Origin of the sequence: Bacillus cereus group sp. Sample62 (assembly GCF_036851315.1) — a bacterium.
Classification (GTDB): domain Bacteria; phylum Bacillota; class Bacilli; order Bacillales; family Bacillaceae_G; genus Bacillus_A; species Bacillus_A wiedmannii.
Genome location: NZ_JAFLPK010000001.1, coordinates 2,257,083 through 2,278,093, shown reverse-complemented (window position 1 = coordinate 2,278,093; position 21,011 = coordinate 2,257,083). Strand labels below are relative to the sequence as shown.

Genomic DNA, 21,011 nt, shown 5'->3' with positions numbered 1-21,011 from the left:
CTACTTAGACTCAGCAGCTGAGCCCATATGAGCGAGCACACCTAAAATATCTTGATAGAAACTTTCCCGCGTTCCTTGTCGCTTTAACTCTTTATAAAGAAGACCGTCTTGAATAAATAAAATACGTTCACAATAACTCGCACTAAATGCATCATGCGTTACCATTAAAATACTTACATTGTGATTTTCATGTAAATCTTGCATCGCTTCTAATAGGCTTTTTGCATTTTTACTATCAAGCGCTCCTGTCGGTTCATCTGCTAATACGATTGCTGGATTATGTACTAAAGCTCGCGCTGCCGCTGTTCTTTGTTTTTGTCCCCCAGAAACAGCAGTTGGATATTTCGTTAAAATTTCAGTAATCCCTAATTTCTTCGCAACCTCATTCACCTTTCCAGTAATCTCACTTGAAGGTACGCCTTGTAATGAAAGTGGTAAAGCGATATTTTCATAAATTGATAAGTTTTCAAGTAAGTTAAAATCTTGAAAAATGAATCCTAATTTTTGAGATCGAAAATCAGATAATGCATTCCCCTTCATAGAAGTAATATTTGTACCAGCTATTGTCACACTGCCACCCGTCGCTTGATCCAATGTACTAATCACATTAAGTAAAGTCGTTTTTCCAGATCCAGAAGGCCCCATAATCCCGACGAATTCCCCTTCTTTAATACTTAATGACACACCCCTTAACGCTTTTGACTGATTCTCATTTCTTTTCCCATACGTTTTTTCTACACTTTCTACAGTAACTACATTTGTTGACATCTCTTTCACTCCATCCCTTTTGTATAAAATTAATTTCTCACATATTTCTTATCTTTTTCTCATGTAAATTCTTAATAATTTTTTAATTTTTCAATTAGTAAGGGTTACACGAGTTACGTAAACCTTTTTCCTATTTCATATTCTCACTTTTCTAAAACTCATTCCTTCGATTTCGCTTACATTTACCTTACATTTTTGTAAGGTAAAAATGTTACAGACCACTTTATAAGGGAATTTTCTTTGTAATGAAAAAGGCTTTTTATTTTCACCAAAATTAATATGATACATAAATAACAATAATAATAAGTTAAAAAACAATATAATTTTATTTTAAAACGATAAATTATATGATAAAATCATGTTGTCATTAAATAAACGAGGTGTTTTTTATGAAACAAGTTTCAACACTCTTTTTAAAACTAGCTATTGTTTTTATAGGTATAGTAGTACTTGCATTGTGCATATTTTTAGTTCCTAAAATCGGGAATTTCGCTGGAGAATTGTATCCAGCTATTGCTTATATGAAATCTCTCGTTTTAATCGATATGTACGTAGCGACGATGCCTTTTTACTTCGCTCTATATCAAGTTTTAAAACTTTTAAGTTATATTGATGAGAACAAAGCGTTCTCGGTATTATCAGTAAAGGCTTTAAAAAATATAAAATACTGTGCCCTCACTATCGGTACCATATACATACTAGGTATGCCACTTTACTATCTTATGGCAAAAAAAATTGATCCTCCAAGTTTTATACCGATTGGATTGATCATTATTTTCTCCTCTATCGTGATTGCTGTTTTTGCTGCAGTTCTCCAAAAGCTCTTACAAGAAGCCATTCATATAAAATCAGAAAATGATTTAACAGTATGAAGTGAAGTATGTGGCAATAAATGATGAAGGGATAGCTTAATCGCTATCCCTTCATCATTTATTATGGTTCTTTAATGAGTTTAAATTCAGTAATACATGTTAATGGTGTCTTTTATTATCAATCTCTATTTCTTATTTTTTATTTCCTCTTTTATACTCTCCACAAACCCATTTAGTTCAATAACTTCTGACTGGTCTTCACCGTATTTACGTACATTTACAGATCCGTTCTCCATTTCCTTATCCCCAATAACAAGAACATAAGGAACTTTTTGCATTTGTGCTTCTCTTATTTTATATCCTAACTTTTCATCTCGGACATCTCGTTCCACACGAACGCCAACTTGCGCTAATTTATCTACAACCTCTTCTGCATATTGTACATGGACTGCATTCGAAACTGGAATAACTTTCACTTGAACTGGTGCCACCCATGCCGGGAACGCGCCTCCAAAGTGCTCAATTAATATCGCTAAGAAACGGTCTAAAGATCCTAAAACTGCTCTGTGAATGACAACTGGTCTTCTCTTTTCATTCATCTCATCTATATAATTTAAATCAAACTTCTCTGGCATTTGGAAATCTAGTTGGATTGTCCCGCACTGATGACTTCTATTTAGAGCGTCTTTAATATGGAAGTCGATTTTCGGTCCGTAAAATGCACCGTCACCTTCATTTAGTCTATATTTATAATTCAATGAATGTAATACATTTTCTAATGCCTCTTCTGCTTGCTCCCACAACTTATCATCACCCATTGAATCTTCTGGACGAGTAGAAAGCTCTACTTCATATTCGAATCCAAAAGTTTTATAAACGTAATCAATTTGCGCCATTACGGATTTAATTTCATCTTCAATTTGTTCTGGAGTTACAAATAAATGAGCATCATCTTGGCAGAAAGTACGTACTCTTAATAATCCATTTAATGCCCCGCTAAATTCGTGTCGGTGTACTTGACCGAACTCACACATACGAATTGGCAATTCGCGATAAGAATGTAATTTATTTTTGAACATTAACATATGTCCTGGGCAGTTCATTGGCTTTAATGCGAAACTTTTATTGTCTACTTCAGAGAAATACATGTTGTCTTTATAATGTCCCCAGTGTCCTGATTTCTCCCATAATTCTTGGTTCATCATAAACGGAGTACGTACTTCTTGATACTTATACTCTTTTTGAATTTCTCTTAAAAATGCTTCTAATTCATTACGAATAATTTGTCCTTTCGGTAAATAAAATGGCATTCCCGGAGCCTCTTCAGAAAACATAAATAACTCCAGCTCACTACCTAATTTACGATGATTTCTTTTTGCTGCTTCTTCAACGAAATGTAAATACTCTTCTAATTCTTTTTGGGAAGCGAACGCAACACCATATATACGCTGAAGCACTTGATTGTTACTATCCCCTCGCCAATATGCACCAGAAACGTGAGTTAATTGGAAGGCTTTCAAATAGCCTGTTGATGGTAAATGTGGTCCTCTACATAAGTCTACAAATTCACCTTGTTTATATAGTGTTACACTTTCCCCATTAGGAATTGCTTCTAACAATTCTAATTTCAGGTGATCATTCATTTCTTGAAACAGTTTTTTTGCCTCTTCTCGTGAGACCTCCACTCGTTCTATTTTTACATTTTCATTTATAATCTTTTTCATTTCTTTTTCGATTTCCGGTAAATCTTCCACGTTTACACTACTAGGTAGATCCATATCATAATAAAACCCATTTTCAATAACAGGCCCTACACCAAGGTTTACATTACCTTGCATTCTCTTTACAGCTTGCGCTAAAATATGTGCCGCAGAATGTCTTGCAATTTCTACACCTTCATTTGAATCTATAGTAATGATTTCTACTTCCGCATTTTCTTCAATATTTCGGCGTAAATCAAATAACTGATCATTTACTTTCCCTGCGACTGCTTTCTTTTTTAAACTACTGCTAATGGATCCAGCAATTTCTTCTAAAGTAATTCCTTTTACATATTCTTTAACGCTACCATCTGGAAATTTAATTTCAATCATCTGTTCTTTCATTTTTCATCTCTCCATTTCATAATAAAAAGCACACTCATCCCTAAAATAGGGACGAGTGTGCTTATACCCGTGGTTCCACCCAGATTCCCATCGTAAACATACAATGGCTTCTTTTACGGTAACGTCGTTTACACGGCACTAGATACTGTATTTCCCCAGTGCAGCTCTAAGGTGGTAAGTTATTTTTCTGCGTTAGGAAGTTCTCAGCTTTCCTTCCTTCTCTGTATAACCGGGTAAAATAACTCGTGCCCTTTTCTTCGCTTATTATGAAATTGAATACAAAAAAGCATATTCATCCCTAAAATAGGGACGAATATGCTTATATCCGTGGTTCCACCCAGATTCCCATCACAAAAAACATAATGGCTTCTATTGCGATAACGTCGCTTACACGGCACTAGATACTTAATTTCCCTAGTGCAGCTCTAAGGTGGTAAGTTATTTTTCTGCGTTAGGAAGTTCTCAGCTTTCCTTCCTTCTCTGTATAACCGGATAAAATAACTCGTGTCCTTTTCTTTGCTTTTAAAAGTACATCCATTAATTGTTATTTACTATATCTTATTCATTTTATTATTGCAAGTGTTTAAAAATGATTTTTTATTAAATAAAAAAAGAAACCAAAAATAGATTTTTGGTTTCCCCTTCTCAATTTTACCAATCTTGTGGTTCGTAATTTAAGTCTGAAAATAGACGTCGTTTCTCTTTCTTCGATAAATCTCTCCACTGTCCAACAGGTAAATTATTTAATTCTATATTCATAATTCTTGTACGCTTTAACGTGTATACTTGATAACCTAAAGCTTCACACATACGACGAATTTGACGATTCAACCCTTGTGTTAAAATAATGTTGAACTCATATTTTGATAACTGTGTGATCTCACAAGGAAGTGTTTTCGTTCCTAAAATCTTCACACCAGCTGCCATTTTTTCTAAGAAATCAGGTGTAATTGGCTTATCTACAGAAACGATATATTCTTTCTCATGTTTGTTTTCAGCACGTAAAATTTCATTAACGATATCACCATCATTCGTTAACAAAATTAAACCGTCTGAGTCTTTATCAAGACGTCCAATGTGACTAATTCGTAAAGGATGATTCACTAAATCGATAATGTTACCTTTTACAGCTTTTTCACTTGTACATGTAATACCTACTGGTTTATTTAAAGCAATATATACGTGATCTCGAGCAATACGAAGTTGCTCTCCATTTACGCGTACATCATCACCTGGATTGACTTGGTCACCAATTTTTGCAACCTTACCGTTAATAATTACTCTTCTCTCATTAATTAATTTATCTGCTCCACGTCGAGACGCTTTTCCAGCTTCACTAATAAATTTATTGATACGCAAATTAGGCACATCCTTTTCTAAACAAAATTTCAAGCTCACACTGCTTCTACCGTACAATACAAAAGGGTAAGCCTTCTATTATAACTTAAATATATTAACATGAAAGGGTATATAACGTCTTCTATTAATTACTCGTTTTATAAGAAAATATCTTTATTATACATTCATTTATGCACGTTTTGAACACTTAATATACAAGCCACTCTTCCTTACATACAGCTTGTTTACCTCTTATATCTTCTAAATCCTCATAAATATTAGCTAGTTTATACAACTCTGGAAAAATCTCATCTACATAATTTTGATGCGCCATTTCATCTTTCCAATAAGTTAACACTATGTAACGATTTTCAGTTTTTAAAGACTTCCCAACAACTCCACCTAACATCCCTTTTGCATTTTCCATCCCTTTATTCCAAATTGTTTCTTGTTTATGTAAAAACTGCTTTTCCATTCCCGCCATTACATCACAAATTGCAACTCTTACAAATGACTCATCTGTAACAACGTCTTTCATAGGCATATCAGTTATATCATACAACGTTTGAAACAATTCAATTTCACATGAAAGAAACGTATCCTCTTGATTACTATTTAAATAAATGGTATCGTGAGCACCATTCATAAATGATTGATACGCACTTCTATCTTCCCATAAAGTAAATACACATGCCTCATCCTCATACCATCCACCAAATTGCCCGTGAAATCCATCTAGATGCTGTATATCACGCCATTTTTCTTGTGCTTTTGAAAATAAGTCCTTTTTCTCTTCTTCTACCTTACAGTAGATTGTTTTTAGTAACATTTTTAACTCCCCCTTAGGATATAATTTATCTTCTACTTACAATTTTTAGTTTACATAATATTTTTATAATCTCCTCATTACTCTTTATGTGCATATAGAACTAATCATATTTATCACTACATCTATCAAACCATCTATCTGATTTTATTTCAAATAATTCAGAATCAAAAGAAAAGATGTAACCCTTAACGAATTACAACTTTATCTTATCTCCCTTATTCACCTTTTGTTCAAATAAATAATACGTAAGTTCTCCCGGATAATGTAATACAGTTACCTTCCGCTCTCCTTTTTTAAAACTAACAGTATGCCCGTTTTCCCCTAAGTTCTCCCATCCACTTGCCTTTGTAATAGGCATTACACTTATATATTTATAATGCTCTTCCTTATCATCGTTAATATGAATTGCTGACATTGGTACTGGAAAATCTTCAACTTTAGATTCTTTGTCTAAATATATAAGTGTAAATAAACCAACTAATAACACAACCGTTGAAATATTTGAAACTAGTTTTCTTCTATTCATTTTCACTAAAAACCCTCTTTTCTCACATATTACTTTCATTATTTTACTAATATTGATTATTTGTGTATATAAAAAATATAATTAAAATCAATTCCAGACTATATTCTCTATTATTAACAATATTATTGTTATATATTATAATTAAAGAATGTTTATTTTTGGAGGTATTACCCATTGAAGAAATTATTTTTTAATAAATGGACAATAGTTATTTCTATTTTTATTATTACCTGTACGATTTTCTACACAACTAAAGATAAAAATAATAACGAAAAAACTACCGTAGAAACAATTGATACAAAAAGTTTTAAAACTAAATTACAACCAAAAATTGATGAATTAACTACAAATTATAATGACATCATCGAAAAAGATTGGTTGCCTGCCTGGGAAGAGATTAACACGAACGGAGATTCAGTAGACAGAGATAAACTATTAGTCACAATGACTGCTATTTCCAAGCAATACGAAAAAATTATGAACGAAATAGACACTGTGAAAATTAATGAAAATATATCGGAAGTACAAATACAAAAACAACTAGTTTATTTCACAACTGAATTTAAGACTGCTTCTAAATTTATGAAAAACGCAGCAGATTTAATTATAGACGGAGCAAATAACTCTACTCCTTCCAATGAAACAATTGAAAATACTAAACATGCTTTAGGACTTGCGGACCAACATATTGTCCTCGCTTTATCTACGTTAAATGAAGTTGAAGTTAAATTAGGACTTGCAAAAAAATAAAACTGGTTACTATTTTAAAATAAAAAAAGATTGCAATTCACATTTTGTCTGTCTATAATATTTTTATTGATTTACAATCAATGTTTTTATAAATTTTATAATTCGGATGAACCATTCAGGAGAAGGTCTATTGATCTACCGACGGGGCAAAAAGTTGCTGAAGCAACTTTGAAACTCTCAGGTCTTGGTTACAAGTAGAACTGCATGGGGACGAATCTCTGGAGAGACTCCCTCTCGCTTTATATAGCGCAGAGGAAAACGAGCACCGAAGGAGCAAATCCGCTACTATAGCGGATAATCTCTCAGGTAAAAGGACAGAGACAAGCGAAAGAAAAAGCCGATTTGTATCGGTTTATTTTTCTATCCCTTGTTTCTCCAGAGACCATTTCATTTACTTGAAGTGGTTTTTATTTTTTCATAAAAAGGAGAATACAGATGGAGACAGTAAGTACAGTATTAGAACAAATCAATCACTATGTGTGGGGATTACCAACGTTGTTGCTACTCGTTGGTACTGGTATCATTCTCACAGTGCGTTTAAAAGGGTTACAGTTTAGTAAACTATTATACGCTCACAAACTAGCTTTTAAAAAATCAGAAGATACATCTTCCTCTGGAGATATTAGCCACTTCCAAGCACTTATGACAGCTATGGCGGCAACGATTGGTATGGGGAATATAGCCGGTGTTGCAACTGCTGTAACGATCGGTGGACCCGGTGCAATTTTTTGGATGTGGATTACTGCTTTGTTCGGTATGGCAACAAAATATGCCGAAGCAATTCTTGCGGTGAAATACCGTGTTAGTAATGAAAATGGTGAATATTCAGGTGGACCAATGTACTATTTAGAACGTGGTTTAGGTAAGAAATGGCTTGCTGTTTTATTTGCTATATTCGGCACAACTGCTTCTTTCGGTATCGGTAATATGGTGCAATCTAACTCAGTAGCAGAGGCAATGCGAATTAATTTCTCTTTCCCCCCTGCTTTAACTGGTATATTTATGTCGTTTTTAATCGCCATTGTTATTTTAGGCGGTGTGAAAAAAATCGGGAAAGTGACAGGATACATCGTTCCTATTAAAGCTTTCTTTTATATCATTGCTGGGCTTATTATTATTTTCTATCACTACGATCAAATTCCAGAAGCATTCTCACTTATTTTTTCTGGCGCATTCAATGGGACTGCAGCTGCTGGTGGTTTTATTGGCGCAACAATTGCATCTGCAATTCAAATCGGAATGGCGCGCGGTGTATTTGCGAACGAAGCTGGTTTAGGGAGTGCCCCTATTGCCGCAGCTGCCGCAAAAACTGATTCACCTGCAAAGCAAGCTTTAGTTTCTATGACTGGTACTTTTCTAGATACGTTTATTGTATGTACAATTACAGGGCTAGTATTAATTACTACAGGTGCATGGAAATCAGGTAAAACTGGCGTTGAAGCGACAACACTTGCGTTCCAATCTGTATTTGGCACTGCTGGTAGTATGATTCTTGGTATCGCAATTATATTATTTGCCTACTCTACTATTTTAGGATGGTCGTATTACGGCGAGAAGTGTGTGGCTTATTTATTTGGAGAAGGTGCTGTTAAATATTATAAAGCAATCTTTATCGTCATGATTGCTATAGGTGCTAATTTAAAGCTAGGCATCGTATGGACATTTGCTGATATTGCAAATGGACTAATGGCGATTCCAAACTTAATTGGCCTTATTGGGTTAAGTGGTATTGTTGTTGCTGAAACGAACCGCTTTTTACAAGCAGAGAAATTGAAAGAAAGTCATAAAAAACAGGCAAGTTAGTCACTATAACAAGAATGGCTTATCTATAATAAGCCATTCTTTTTTTCACCTATTTCACTTCCTTCTGCACCATATGTAAATACAGTACAAAATCCATCATTGTCGACGAATGACCAAGTTGACGGATCATCGCTGTTATATTTCCTCTATGATATGTACCATGATTTACGACATGTTGTACTAACTCTAAAATTGAAGTTTCTAATTTCCCTGCATATGGATTCTCGATAACAAATACAGCATTCACGTCTTGTATTGCACTTAAAAATTCTTCATATTGATTTGCCATGTTTTCAAACATTTTTTCTAATTCATGTAACGATTTAGTTTCGATATGTTTTCGTAATTTTTCTCGGTCTTGTATTGCTTCATTCATACTTTTACCATGCAATATGTGTAACCACACTTGATCTGTAATATAAATATGCGCAAAAGTATCCTTGATTGATGGAAATACACTCTGTATCTGTTCATTAAAAATAGTCTCATAGTTTGGTAATTCTTTTAGTCGATTGAATAATCGTATATTAGCCCAAGCATGGTAATCCACCTGTTTTAACATGTAATCTTTCAATCTAAATCGCCTCCTTATTGTATGAAACGAATGCTTTGTTTCTCCATTTTCGATTCTCTATCAGCTTTTGCAATCCCTTTTTCCTCAACTACATATTTATTTATAGCTTTATAATTTACATACGTATGAAATTCAGTTTGAAATGGAAACGGTGTAATCCGAATTGTTTCCTCGTCCACCCATTCAGCTTGTATAAGTTTATCATCCTTGTTATTAAACATTTCTGTTCCTTCAAACCCATCTTTAAACAAATCAATTTCATCTTCCTTTTCTACACCAGGTTTATTCATACATACATATAAAGAAAGTTCATCACAAAACTTTAGTAATCTATAATGTTTATCGAACATCGAAAACTGTTCTTTTGTTAACGTTTTCAAAACTCTTTTTTGTCGTTCCAATTCATGTTTATAAAAAAACATCATCTCTTCATCTTTATCATTTAATGGAAATGATAAAAAGTGTTTACTACACAGTAACGCCCCATATGGATTAGACTCTTCAATTTCATTCAAACCAATCGTATAAAAGACAAAGCGCAATGAACTTGGACAATCCATAAATGTATATGGGATATTTTTAGAATTATTTAAAATCGGTACTTTATCAAGCTCTATCCATCCTCTATCATGCTCATATATTGCATCTAGTGCCTCTTTTAAGTATGTTTTATTTTCAAAAAAATCTTCTTTTATGTGCCTTGCAATCTCTCCAGCTAAAAAACCATGATCATGTTGACGAATTAATATACTTTCATTCTCATTCTTTTCACGAAAAATCATTCATATACTCCCCCTCATCCTCATATTACAGCGTTTTCTATACATCAATTCTTAATTAATCCCTAATTATTAGCAGGGATTCAGTCTCTTACAACGAAATTAACATAACTATATAGTATTCTTTCTAACTGTATAAATAGCTTTCTCTATACTATCCATTATACTAAAACATTCATTCTAAAAAACTTTTTATGAGGTGAAAACATGAACAAAACAGAATTAGTTAAAAACGTGGCACAATCCGCTGATATTTCTCAAAAGGAAGCTTCTGCAGCGGTACAATCCGTATTTGACACAATTGCTACTGCATTACAATCTGGCGATAAAGTTCAATTAATCGGCTTTGGAACTTTTGAAGTGCGCGAAAGATCTGCTCGTACAGGACGTAACCCGCAAACTGGCGAAGAAATTCAAATCGCTGCTGGTAAAGTTCCAGCATTTAAAGCAGGTAAAGAGTTAAAAGAAGCTGTGAAATAAACAAGAAACCAGCCATTTTATAGGCTGGTTTCTTGTTTTATTTAAGTAATTCCTTTATATTCTCAGCATGATATACTTCACAAATATAAAATATACATTTGCAGTTACTTACAATTTGATATTTTCTAGTTGGATACACATTCGCCGTAACAGAGCATCCATCAAACAATTCAATAATATTCCCAGATGGCTGATATCCTTCGTATAATACGTTTCTTCTTACTTCCATCTTTTCTATAAGTTTTTCAACTGGAATATTTCCACTCTCTAATTCACTCTTAATTGTATTTGGTAAAAACGAAGTGTCCGCAAAAATTAGATTTTCAGATAACACTTTTCCTTTATAACTAACATTGGATACACGGTATAGAAATGTTCCGTTTTTATCAAAGAAATTCTTTGCTTCTTTCGGGATGTACTGTCTATCAAGTACCTCTTGTTCGAGAACATCAAACTGAACTGTATCATTCAAAAGCTTTTCTAAGGCATGGATAGATGATGTATCTCCAGAAAATAAAATATTTTTAATTGCTTGTACATTATAAGTGAATTCATTTGTTCTATTTTCCGCTACTAACATGAGGAACACCTCTTCTATAAGATTTTTTATTTAACTTATTTATAATTTAAAAGCGCTACTGCGTCTAACTGTGTAATTTCAGTTACTTCTTTACTAAATATTGCAATTGAAGCCATATAATCTACACTCGGCCTTATATCTGCCATCATTGTATTTTCTACTAATTCCTGCCTATCCTTAAAAACTAACAAATTTGGAGGATCATTTGGAGCCGATACAGTAATATGTACTGGCGGAATCATTAGTCCTTCACCTGTCGCTTTGAGTACTGCTTCTTTTCGAGTCCAATATGTTAAAAAACCTTCTATTTTCTGTTCATTAGATAATTTCATAACTTGTGCTATTTCAATGTCTGTTAATACGCCCTCTGCCATTTTCATAACATCTACATTTGGATTCATTTGTTCAACATCAACGCCAACAAGTGCAGACTTTGTAAATGTAACAACAACCCACTCACCCGAATGTGAAACAGATATTTGTGGCATTCCTTTTGGTAATTGCGGTCTGCCATGTTGTAACTTACATACAGGGCACATTCGATCGATTGGTACTTGAACTGGTGACATAGAAAGGATCTTTCCAAGAACTAATCTACTAATTACACAACCTATTATAAATCGTGCACGATCTGCCGATTGATGATATGAATTTGCTTTCTCTCGTTCAACATCGTTTAGTAAATTGTAATGCCATGATTGTAAATCTGAAATTCTTGCCCACCATATTTGACAATCATTCTCAGTCAAAGTTGGAATAGAATCTACAACTTTACTTTCTATCATGTAAACTCTCCTTTATACAATAAATATCAATTTTCATTAAAAAAGCTTACGTAAATTGTTATTCATTGACAAGTACTTTCTCTTTTTTTGATACAGATAACATTTTTTCTTTCTTCTTTGACATTACTTCTTTATCAGAAATACGTAAAGAAAATAGTAATGCTACGAGTAAAAATATTGCTGATCCAATTAATGCAGCTTGATATGGTAAGAAATCTGACTGAGCATTATTTTGTACACTATTATTTCCAAAACCGGCTAGTATACTAGCTAAAACTGCAACTCCTATCGCTGAACCTATACGGTTTTGCACATTGAATATAGTAGTCGCTCTCCCCATAGAAGGTGGCGTGATATTATTAAATGCCGAAAATTGAACTGCTCCAACAGACTGACCTAAGAAAATACCGATACCAAACAATAATGCCCGAATTTGCCATGGGTTCGTATCGTGATTTACAAAACTTAATAAAACAAAGATAATTGCTGTACAAATTAATCCAATAGAAATTACCTTTCGAGCTCCTAATTTCTTATATGACCATGGCACAATCTGTGACGATATCATTAACCCGATTGCCTCTGGGAATGTCGTAAGGCCTGATTCCAATGCGGAAACTCCTATTACATTTTGATACATAAGTGGAAAAACAAATAACATTCCTAGTAAACCAGCGGATGAAAACAATGAAATAAGACTCATTTTTCTAAAGACTGGTTCTTTTAATAAGCGTAAATCTAACATCGGTTGCTTTACTCTAAGTTCTACAATGATGAACAATATAATGAATACAATCCCAGCTATTCCAGTACTTATAATCTCTGAAGAACCCCAGCCTTTTGACGGCCCTTGACTAAGTGCATAGATAAGCATCGCGAATCCTGGTGCTGAAAGAACAAAACCGAGAGAATCAAAGCGACCAGCTGATTTTTCAATATGCTCTTTTAAAAATAGTAGACCGAATAGTAACGCTACGATTCCAAACGGTAAATTAATATAAAATGCCCAGCGCCAAGACATTTGATCTACAAAGAAACCGCCAATAATTGGTCCGATAGCTGGTGCCACAGCAATTGGTAATACAATAAACCGTGAAATTTTCGGCCTTTCCTCTGGTGAAAATGTTCGGAATAACATCGCCATCCCAACTGGTGTTAAAAGCCCCCCACCAGCACCTTGCATGATACGAAAAATATTCAATGAAGTAATATCGTTCGCTATTCCACATAATACAGACGCAGCTGTAAATACGAAAAGAGCGGTTAGAAATACCCTTTTCGTACCGAAGCGATCTCCTAACCAACCAGAAATCGGCAGGAAAACAGCTAAGCTAACTAAATACCCAACATTAACCGTCCCCATTGCAGATGGAGGCACTTGTAATTCTTTACTTATCGTTTGGAGTGCTACATTCACAATCGTTGCATCCATCGCAGCCATAAACATCGCTGTTATATATACGATACTTACAACTACTTTTGGATTTATTTTTGCCTTCATTATCGTTTTCCTACTAATATTTTTTCACCAACTTGATTACTTTTTGGATTCAAATCTTTCCAGTTATTTTCAACATATTGTAAACAATCATTCCTACTAGCCTCTTCATGTACGACATTCCAACCAATAGGTACATCAAGAAAGACAGGCCAGAGAGAATACTGGCCCTCCTCATTTTTTAATACTTTGTATGTGTAATTATCATTTTCAAATGGATTCGTCATACTGTACTTACCCCTTTCTTATTCTGCAAATATTTCGCTAATACTTGTCCAATTTCTGTAAGTGGTCCTGGTTGACATAAATCTTTATGTCGACAATCAATATCGTGTTGCACAATTTGCCCATCTAAATAATTTAGCCACGTATTTGGAGAAATAGGATCAAACCAGTCTGGTATAACAGTAGATCTAAAGAATAAAATATCTCCGTTATAAACTTTCGGTACATATTTCCCTAACAATCCTACCGAATTTACATATGTTTCTTTCAAGTTCAAAATAGTCTCTTCTTCAAGACTTGCTAATGCACTCCCATCTTTACGAAGTATTTCTACTGCACTTTCCATCGTAAGTGGTTTACCATTCATGTTATCTGGATCGTATCCGCCTAAAGCAAGTAATGCGATTAACGCTTCTTCTTCAGTAGGTGCTTCCGTATTCGGTAAGAAGTGACCAGGGTAAGAATCTAGCATAACGAGTAATTCTACTTCTTCCCCTTCACTTTGTAGTTGCGCCGCCATTGCATGAACAACATTTCCTCCGAGCGACCAACCGAGTAACCGATATGGTCCGTGAGGCTGTACTTCACGAACGTGTTTTAAATAATCCGCCGCCATCTCCTCTAAACTTTTTGGAAGTTCTTCATTTTTAGCGATACCACGTGCTTGGACACCGTAGATTGGATAATCTGTTCCTAAAGATTTCATAAGTCCTGCATAACACCAACTTAATCCACCTGCTGGGTGTACACAAAATAGTGGTAATTGGTCTCCGCTTGCTCGTAATGGAAGCAACACATCAAGTGCACTTTGTCCATTTCCCACCTCAAGTCTTTCAGCAAGACCCGCAACAGTAGGTGCTGCAAATAAAGTTCCGATATTTAGTTCAACCCCAAGTGCTTCTTTAATACGACTCATAAGCTGCACTGCAAGAAGTGAATGGCCACCTAGATCAAAGAATCCGTCATCAATTCCAACTTGCGGCACACTTAAAACTTCTGTAAACAAGTCACATAACATTTCTTCTTGCGGTGTTCTTGGTCCACGACTAGAAGATGATGCGATAAATTTTGGAGCCGGCAATGCCTTTCTATCTAATTTACCATTTGGAGTTAAAGGCAACTCATTTACTACTACAAAAGCGTATGGAACCATGTAATCTGGTAAACTACCTCCAGCATACTTACGCATTTCATTCGTATCAATCATTTCATTATTTGATGCGACGATATAAGAAACTAACCGTTTATCCCCTGGTTGATCTTCCCGTACAATAACGGCTACTTGCTCAACTTTAGGGTGTTTCATTATTACCGCTTCTATTTCCCCTAATTCAATTCGGAATCCTCGAATTTTTATTTGGTGATCTGCACGCCCTATATAATCTAGCGTCCCATCTTTACACCAACGAGCTAAGTCTCCTGTACGATACATTCTTGTACCTGGCTTACCAAATGGATCCGCGATAAAGCGTTCTGCAGTTAAGCCCGCTCTTCCTAAATAACCACGAGCAAGCCCTGCACCTGCAACATACATTTCTCCAACTACTCCAGGTGGCACTGGTTGTAAATAGTTGTCTAATACGTATACTTTAAGGTCAGGTATACTGCACCCAATTAAACTATTCGCTCGTAACGAAACGATATTCTCATCTAACTCAATATAACTAACATGTACTGTCGTCTCCGTTATACCGTACATATTAATAAGCTTTGGTGCGTTATGAAGATGTCGACTATACCAATCTTCTAATCGACTTAGCTCAAGTGCTTCTCCTCCAAAAACGACATATCGTAATGATAACTTTTGACCAATCTCTTCATTTTCACGATCTATTTGTATCAATTGATAGAATGCTGATGGAGTTTGGTTTAAAACAGTAACCTTTTCTTTAACAAGAAGTTGTAAAAATTCTTTCGGCGAGCGACTTACAGTATGTGGTACTACGACTAGACGCCCTCCATATAATAAAGGTCCCCAAATTTCCCAAACCGAGAAATCAAAAGCGTATGAATGGAACATCGTCCACACATCGTCTGCATCAAATTGGAACCAATGATCAGTTGCTCCTAAAAGTCTTACTACGTTTTGATGAGGTATCATAACGCCTTTCGGTCTACCTGTTGAGCCTGACGTATAAATAACGTAAGCAATATGTGAAGGAGATAATGGCTTCATGCGCTCCATTTCATCAATATTATCTTCACTATACTTCTCAATTTCTTCTATTACCTGCACATCATCAACTAAAATTTTCAGTTCCTCATCACATTCAATTTCCACATCTGAATTTGTTAACACACATGATGGTTTCGCATCGTGGAGCATAAATGAAATACGATCTGACGGATAATCCGGATCTAATGGAAGATAACCTGCTCCCGCTTTCAGAACAGCTAGTAAGCTTACAACCATATTTAAAGATCTCGGCATCGCTAAAGCAACAAGTTGATCCGGACCAACTCCTTTTGCTACTAGCAATCGAGCTATTTTATTCGCTTTTTTATTCAACTCTTCATAAGTTAACTTTTCATCTTTAAAGACGACAGCAATAGAATTCGGATTTATATAAACCTGCTTTTCAAATAATTGTGATATTGTCATTTCTGGTACAATTTGAAAACCACCATTCCACTTTTCTAACACTGTATTTCTCTCTGCTAATGTTAAAATTTCTAATGTGCCAATTGATTGATCCGGATGTTTCGCTGCATCATCCAATAACAGAATGAATCGTTCTACTAATTGTTGAACCGTTTCACGTTTATACAAATCGGTACTAAACTCTAGTAACCCCTGTAAGCCGTCTGGTGTACCATCAACTCCGTTACTCTCGCTAATTTCAAATGTTAGATCAAATTTCGCAGAGCCAACACTTTGGATTTCAAGATCTGCTTTAATATCTGGAGCATCAAAGTTTGCTTCTGGCGTATTTTGGAAAGCTAACATAACTTGAAACAGCGGATGACTATTTCGAGTACGTACTGGGTTTAACACTTCAACGAGTCGTTCAAATGGAACATCTTGATTTTCATAAGCTGCAAGATTTGACTGCTTCACTCTATTCAATAATTCTTTAAAACTTGGATCTCCTGATGTATTTGTGCGTAACACTAATGTATTTACAAATAAACCAACTATGTCAGAGAGTGCATCATCGTTTCTTCCAGCAATCGGACTACCGATTGGTATATCAGTACCTGCACCTAATCTTGTAAATAGCGCACTAAGTCCTGCTTGCAACACCATAAACAAACTAACTCCGTTTTTCCGTGCAAGCTCTACTAACCTACTATGCATACCCGCATCTATTTGAAAATGAATTGTTTCTCCGCGATAACTCGTTTCAATTGGACGCTGGTAATCTGTAGGTAACTCCAGCTGATCTGGTAAACCTTCTAGCTCTTTCTTCCAAAACTCTAATTGTGTTGAAATAAGACTCTCTTCTGTAGTTTCATCACCAAGCAACTGTTGTTGCCAAAGTGCATAATCTGCGTATTGAACTGGAAGTGTCTCTAGCTGAACTCTGTTACCTTGACATCGTGCTTTATATGCCGCTGTAAAATCTCTCGTTAACGGTTGTAATGACCAGCCATCCCCTACAATATGGTGCAATAGAATTAGTAATACATGTTCGTTTTCATTCACTGTAAATAGTTGCAGACGAACTGCTGGTTCAACATCAAGGTTAAAACTATATCTTACTGCCTCTACAAGCACACTTTCTAATTCATCTTTACATGTTTTTGTTATTATCATTTCTAGATTTAAATTTTCCATATCTAAAATTTTCTGATAGGAACTACCTAATACGTTAGGGAAAATCGTTCTAAGCGTTTCATGTTTCTCAACTACATCATAAAAGGCACCTTGCAATGCTTCCTCGTTCAACTTTCCAGAAATACGAACGACTAATGGAATATTATAAGTAGGACTTGGACCTTCTAAACAATTTAAGAACCATAACCTGCGCTGTGCAAATGAAAGTGGAACTTCATTTGGTCTACTTACTTTCTTAATAGCTGGTCTTGCAGTTTTTGCTTGATCCAATTGCTTCGCAAGTTCAGCAACAGTTGGCGATTCAAATAGTTTTCCTATTCCTAATTCAACACTTAACGTTTCACGAATTCTTGCCATTAGACGAGATGCAAGAAGCGAATGGCCACCCATTTCAAAGAAATTATCATCAATGCTAATGCGAGAAACACCAAGTACTTCTGCAAATAAATCACATAATATTTCTTCTTTCGGATTTCTAGCAACTCTCTCCTTGTTCATTTCATTAAAATCAGGAGCAGGTAATTTCTTTCTATCAACCTTACCATTTGGCGTTAATGGTAATTCTTCTAGCACAACAAATGCCGATGGCACCATATAATTCGCTAAACTTTCTGAAACATAAGAACGAATTTCTGAAAGGTTAATCCCTTCACTCCCTTCGGCAACGATATACGCAATGATTCGTTTATCATTTGGCCGATCTTCTCGTACCATTACTACCGCTTGTTGAATATATTCATGTCGTTGTAATACCGTTTCAATTTCAGCTAATTCAATTCGGAAACCACGAATTTTAATTTGATGATCTGCGCGGCTCATGTACTCTAACACACCATCGTTACGCCATTTCACAAGATCACCTGTGCGGTACATGCGCTTCCCTGGTTTTCCATAAGGATCTGCAACAAACCGTTCAGCCGTTAACTCTGGTTTTCCTAAATATCCGTTCGCAAGCCCTTCCCCTGCAATATATAATTCACCAATTACTCCAGGTGGTACTGGTTGTAAACCTGCATCTAATACATACACATCTGTACTCCAAATTGGCTTTCCAATAGGAGGTATACCACTTTCCCTTTCATCGATGTTCATGAAAGTAGACCAAATAGTCGTTTCAGTAGGTCCATATAAGTTTGTAATAGAGCAACCTAATTCTTTTAATGTATTTGCTAAATGGGCCGGAAGCGCTTCACCACCAACGAGCACATTTAGCCCTTGTAGCCTTTCTGGATATTCAGTTACTAACGCCTGCCATAACGTCGGTGTAGCTTGCATAATTGTTACTCTTTCTTCTTGTAACAATGCCGTAAACGCAGAAGGTTCTTGGATTACCTCTTTTTGTGCGATTGTTATACTTGCACCACTAATAAGAGGTAAATAAATTTCTAGTGCAGAAATATCAAACGCAAATGTTGTAACTGCTAATAAATGATCGTTTTCATGTAACGAAAACATATCATCCATGGCCAATAAAAAGTTACTTAAAGCTTTCATAGGAACAATTACACCTTTTGGATTTCCGGTTGAGCCTGAAGTATAAATTGTATACGCAGGCTTTAAAAGTGATTCTTCATTTCTAAATGGTAGATTCCTATGAGAATATGCTTTTAATGCTAGTTCTGTTTCTTCTCGATCTAATTCGATTTTTTTTATATCATTTTCTATAACTAAAGTAGATGAAACAGATGAATGTGTGATGATATAAATTGGTTTTGCATCATTTACTATATAATTTATCCGCTCAGCTGGATATTCTGGATCTATCGGTAAATACGCTGCACCAGCCTTTAAAACTGCTAGCATACTAACTACCATCTCTATTGACCTTGGAAATACTAAAGCTACAAAATGATTTGGCCCTATTCCTTCTTCTACTAAATAGTGCGCTAGTTCATTCGCCCGTTCATTTAGCTCTTTATACGTAAGGTATACTCCGTTACACGTAACCGCTATTTTATTTGGATTTTTTTGTACTTGTTTTTCAAATAATGAAGGTAGAGTGATTAAATCCTTAGCTTCCTTAGTTTCATTCCATTCGAATAAAACTTTATGATTTTCTTCTGGAAGAGTAATGTTTATATTTCCAATCGACATGTCTCTTTCATAATCATTTATCACTAATTCTAATACATTCATAAATCTCTCTTTATGCAATGCTAGTTCCGAGTCACTATATACCTCCGGGTTCGCATCAAAATGAATCATTAACTCATTTTCATCGAAACGTTTATAAACATTTATCGATAAATCATCGACAGGTCCTGCTGATAAATTATGTGTAATACCACGATTCCCAGCAAAATTAAGCCCATAATCAAAAGGCATCACATTCACTAACGGCCCGAATAACCTTTGATTTTCACCTAGTAACTTTAAGTCTCTTCTTAATTCCTCATGACGGTATTTATGATGACGACGTACTTCTCGAATCTCTTTAGAAACTTGCTGTAATAATTCCGCAAGAGTTATATTTGGAGTTACTGTAATACGAAGTGGTACTAAATTCATTACCATGCTCGGTGTATAAATAGATGCAGAACCTAGTCGCCCCATCATCGGTAAACCTAAAACAATATCATTTGCACCTGTTAATTTATGCATATAAATACTTGTTACAGCGACAATAAATTCCGGCCAATTTGTTAACGAAACATTGATATCTTCTAGTAAAGTTTTCGTGCTAGAACTGGATAAATAAGCTGTTTCTCGTGAAAATCCATTTGATGTTCTCGGCGCTCGTTCTGCTAAACTTATGACATCCGGTTCATCTGTAAACTTTTCTAACCAAAAAATACGATCTTCCTGAAATTGTTTAGACTCACGATACTCCATATCTTCTTGTACAATTTTTGCAAGAGAACCAAATGGCTTTTCATTCTTTCTTGTTTCTTCTATAAGTGATGTATACTCTTTCGCTACCTTTTGGCTAAGAAGTGAAAATCCATAGCCATCCATCACAATGTGATGGATACGCTGATACCAAAAGAAACGATTATTTTCAACTTGAATAAGTGCTTCAGTAAATAATTTATCTGTTTTCAAATCGACTGGCATAGATAAATCATTTTTCATCCATATTTTAGCAGCCTCTTCAGAATCTTCTTCTTTACGAACGTCAATAAAATGTATATGAAAATTTGACGATTTCTCAATAACTTGCCACGGGCCAATTTCATCCTCTTCGAAACGAACATGTAGTGCTTCTGCTTCTGTTACAACTTTACGTACTGCTAATTCGAAAATTTCTTGATTAATATTTCCGTTTATTTCAACATATTCCCCAGTATTATAAATTGGATTAAGCGGATCTAATTGCTGTGCAAACCACATACCAGTCTGCGCAGATGATAACGAATGGCGAACCTTTTGACTATTAGGCAT

General features: G+C 35.1%; 16 protein-coding genes, 1 riboswitch and 2 other annotated features. Of the genes, 4 read left to right on the top strand and 12 right to left on the bottom strand.

Translation table 11 applies throughout. From position 1 onward, the window contains the following. Positions 1-768, bottom strand: a complete 768-nt coding sequence (locus tag J0835_RS11525; protein WP_000106430.1) for an ABC transporter ATP-binding protein — start codon at positions 766-768, stop codon at positions 1-3. Positions 769-1,157: 389 nt separating this feature from the next. Between J0835_RS11525 and J0835_RS11520 the strand changes: the two genes are divergently transcribed. Then, on the top strand, positions 1,158-1,640 hold the full coding sequence (locus J0835_RS11520) for a DUF2975 domain-containing protein (protein WP_087980374.1): 483 nt from the start codon (positions 1,158-1,160) through the stop codon (positions 1,638-1,640). A 125-nt stretch (positions 1,641-1,765) separates the two neighbouring features. On the opposite strand, the gene thrS is transcribed toward J0835_RS11520, so the two are convergent. The 4 genes from thrS to J0835_RS11500 all read right to left on the bottom strand — a co-directional run bounded on the left by thrS (position 1,766) and on the right by J0835_RS11500 (position 6,420). Further along, the gene (gene thrS / locus J0835_RS11515) at positions 1,766-3,685 is read right to left on the bottom strand and encodes a threonine--tRNA ligase (RefSeq protein WP_087980373.1); all 1,920 of its coding nucleotides are present in this window, start codon (positions 3,683-3,685) and stop codon (positions 1,766-1,768) included. 44 nt (positions 3,686-3,729) lie between these two features. After that, positions 3,730-3,952: a binding site (T-box leader), on the bottom strand. A 35-nt stretch (positions 3,953-3,987) separates the two neighbouring features. After that, positions 3,988-4,211, bottom strand: a binding site (T-box leader). A 125-nt stretch (positions 4,212-4,336) separates the two neighbouring features. After that, positions 4,337-5,044 (bottom strand): pseudouridine synthase, encoded by a 708-nt coding sequence (locus J0835_RS11510; protein WP_001222159.1) that lies wholly within the window; start codon positions 5,042-5,044, stop codon positions 4,337-4,339. Positions 5,045-5,231: 187 nt separating this feature from the next. Next, positions 5,232-5,852, bottom strand: coding sequence for a YdbC family protein (locus J0835_RS11505; protein WP_087980372.1), 621 nt, complete (start codon positions 5,850-5,852; stop codon positions 5,232-5,234). Positions 5,853-6,045: 193 nt separating this feature from the next. Further along, on the bottom strand, positions 6,046-6,420 hold the full coding sequence (locus J0835_RS11500; RefSeq protein ID WP_140386745.1) for a hypothetical protein: 375 nt from the start codon (positions 6,418-6,420) through the stop codon (positions 6,046-6,048). A gap of 132 nt (positions 6,421-6,552) precedes the next feature. Between J0835_RS11500 and J0835_RS11495 the strand changes: the two genes are divergently transcribed. Both J0835_RS11495 and J0835_RS11490 read left to right on the top strand, forming a co-directional pair. After that, on the top strand, positions 6,553-7,128 hold the full coding sequence (locus tag J0835_RS11495) for a hypothetical protein (RefSeq protein WP_087980370.1): 576 nt from the start codon (positions 6,553-6,555) through the stop codon (positions 7,126-7,128). A 208-nt stretch (positions 7,129-7,336) separates the two neighbouring features. Next, positions 7,337-7,456: riboswitch (glycine riboswitch) on the top strand. 107 nt (positions 7,457-7,563) lie between these two features. After that, positions 7,564-8,931, top strand: coding sequence for an alanine/glycine:cation symporter family protein (locus J0835_RS11490; protein WP_000451054.1), 1,368 nt, complete (start codon positions 7,564-7,566; stop codon positions 8,929-8,931). Positions 8,932-8,980: 49 nt separating this feature from the next. Here J0835_RS11490 and J0835_RS11485 read toward each other — a convergent pair whose 3' ends face one another. Together J0835_RS11485 and J0835_RS11480 are read right to left on the bottom strand one after the other, a co-directional pair. Next, on the bottom strand, positions 8,981-9,505 hold the full coding sequence (locus J0835_RS11485) for a DinB family protein (protein WP_087980369.1): 525 nt from the start codon (positions 9,503-9,505) through the stop codon (positions 8,981-8,983). Positions 9,506-9,519: 14 nt separating this feature from the next. Then, positions 9,520-10,287, bottom strand: coding sequence for a DUF3891 family protein (locus J0835_RS11480; RefSeq protein WP_087980368.1), 768 nt, complete (start codon positions 10,285-10,287; stop codon positions 9,520-9,522). A gap of 204 nt (positions 10,288-10,491) precedes the next feature. Here J0835_RS11480 and J0835_RS11475 point away from each other — a divergent pair, with 204 nt between their 5' ends. After that, a complete protein-coding gene (locus J0835_RS11475) occupies positions 10,492-10,764 on the top strand; it encodes an HU family DNA-binding protein (RefSeq protein ID WP_001043960.1) in 273 nt (90 codons plus the stop codon). A 37-nt stretch (positions 10,765-10,801) separates the two neighbouring features. On the opposite strand, the gene J0835_RS11470 is transcribed toward J0835_RS11475, so the two are convergent. The 5 genes from J0835_RS11470 to J0835_RS11450 are packed head-to-tail and all read right to left on the bottom strand — an operon-like array spanning position 10,802 to position 21,011. Continuing rightward, positions 10,802-11,344, bottom strand: coding sequence for a hypothetical protein (locus tag J0835_RS11470; RefSeq protein ID WP_000959141.1), 543 nt, complete (start codon positions 11,342-11,344; stop codon positions 10,802-10,804). Positions 11,345-11,379: 35 nt separating this feature from the next. After that, the gene (gene sfp, locus J0835_RS11465) at positions 11,380-12,129 is read right to left on the bottom strand and encodes a 4'-phosphopantetheinyl transferase Sfp (protein ID WP_144536299.1); all 750 of its coding nucleotides are present in this window, start codon (positions 12,127-12,129) and stop codon (positions 11,380-11,382) included. A gap of 58 nt (positions 12,130-12,187) precedes the next feature. Further along, a complete protein-coding gene (locus J0835_RS11460; RefSeq protein ID WP_087980366.1) occupies positions 12,188-13,630 on the bottom strand; it encodes an MDR family MFS transporter in 1,443 nt (480 codons plus the stop codon). Beyond that, on the bottom strand, positions 13,630-13,854 hold the full coding sequence (locus J0835_RS11455) for an MbtH family protein (RefSeq protein WP_000184070.1): 225 nt from the start codon (positions 13,852-13,854) through the stop codon (positions 13,630-13,632). The genes J0835_RS11460 and J0835_RS11455 overlap by 1 nt, the downstream gene beginning before the upstream one ends. Continuing rightward, a complete protein-coding gene (locus J0835_RS11450; RefSeq protein ID WP_087980365.1) occupies positions 13,851-21,011 on the bottom strand; it encodes an amino acid adenylation domain-containing protein in 7,161 nt (2,386 codons plus the stop codon). Before J0835_RS11450 ends, J0835_RS11455 begins: the two co-directional genes overlap by 4 nt.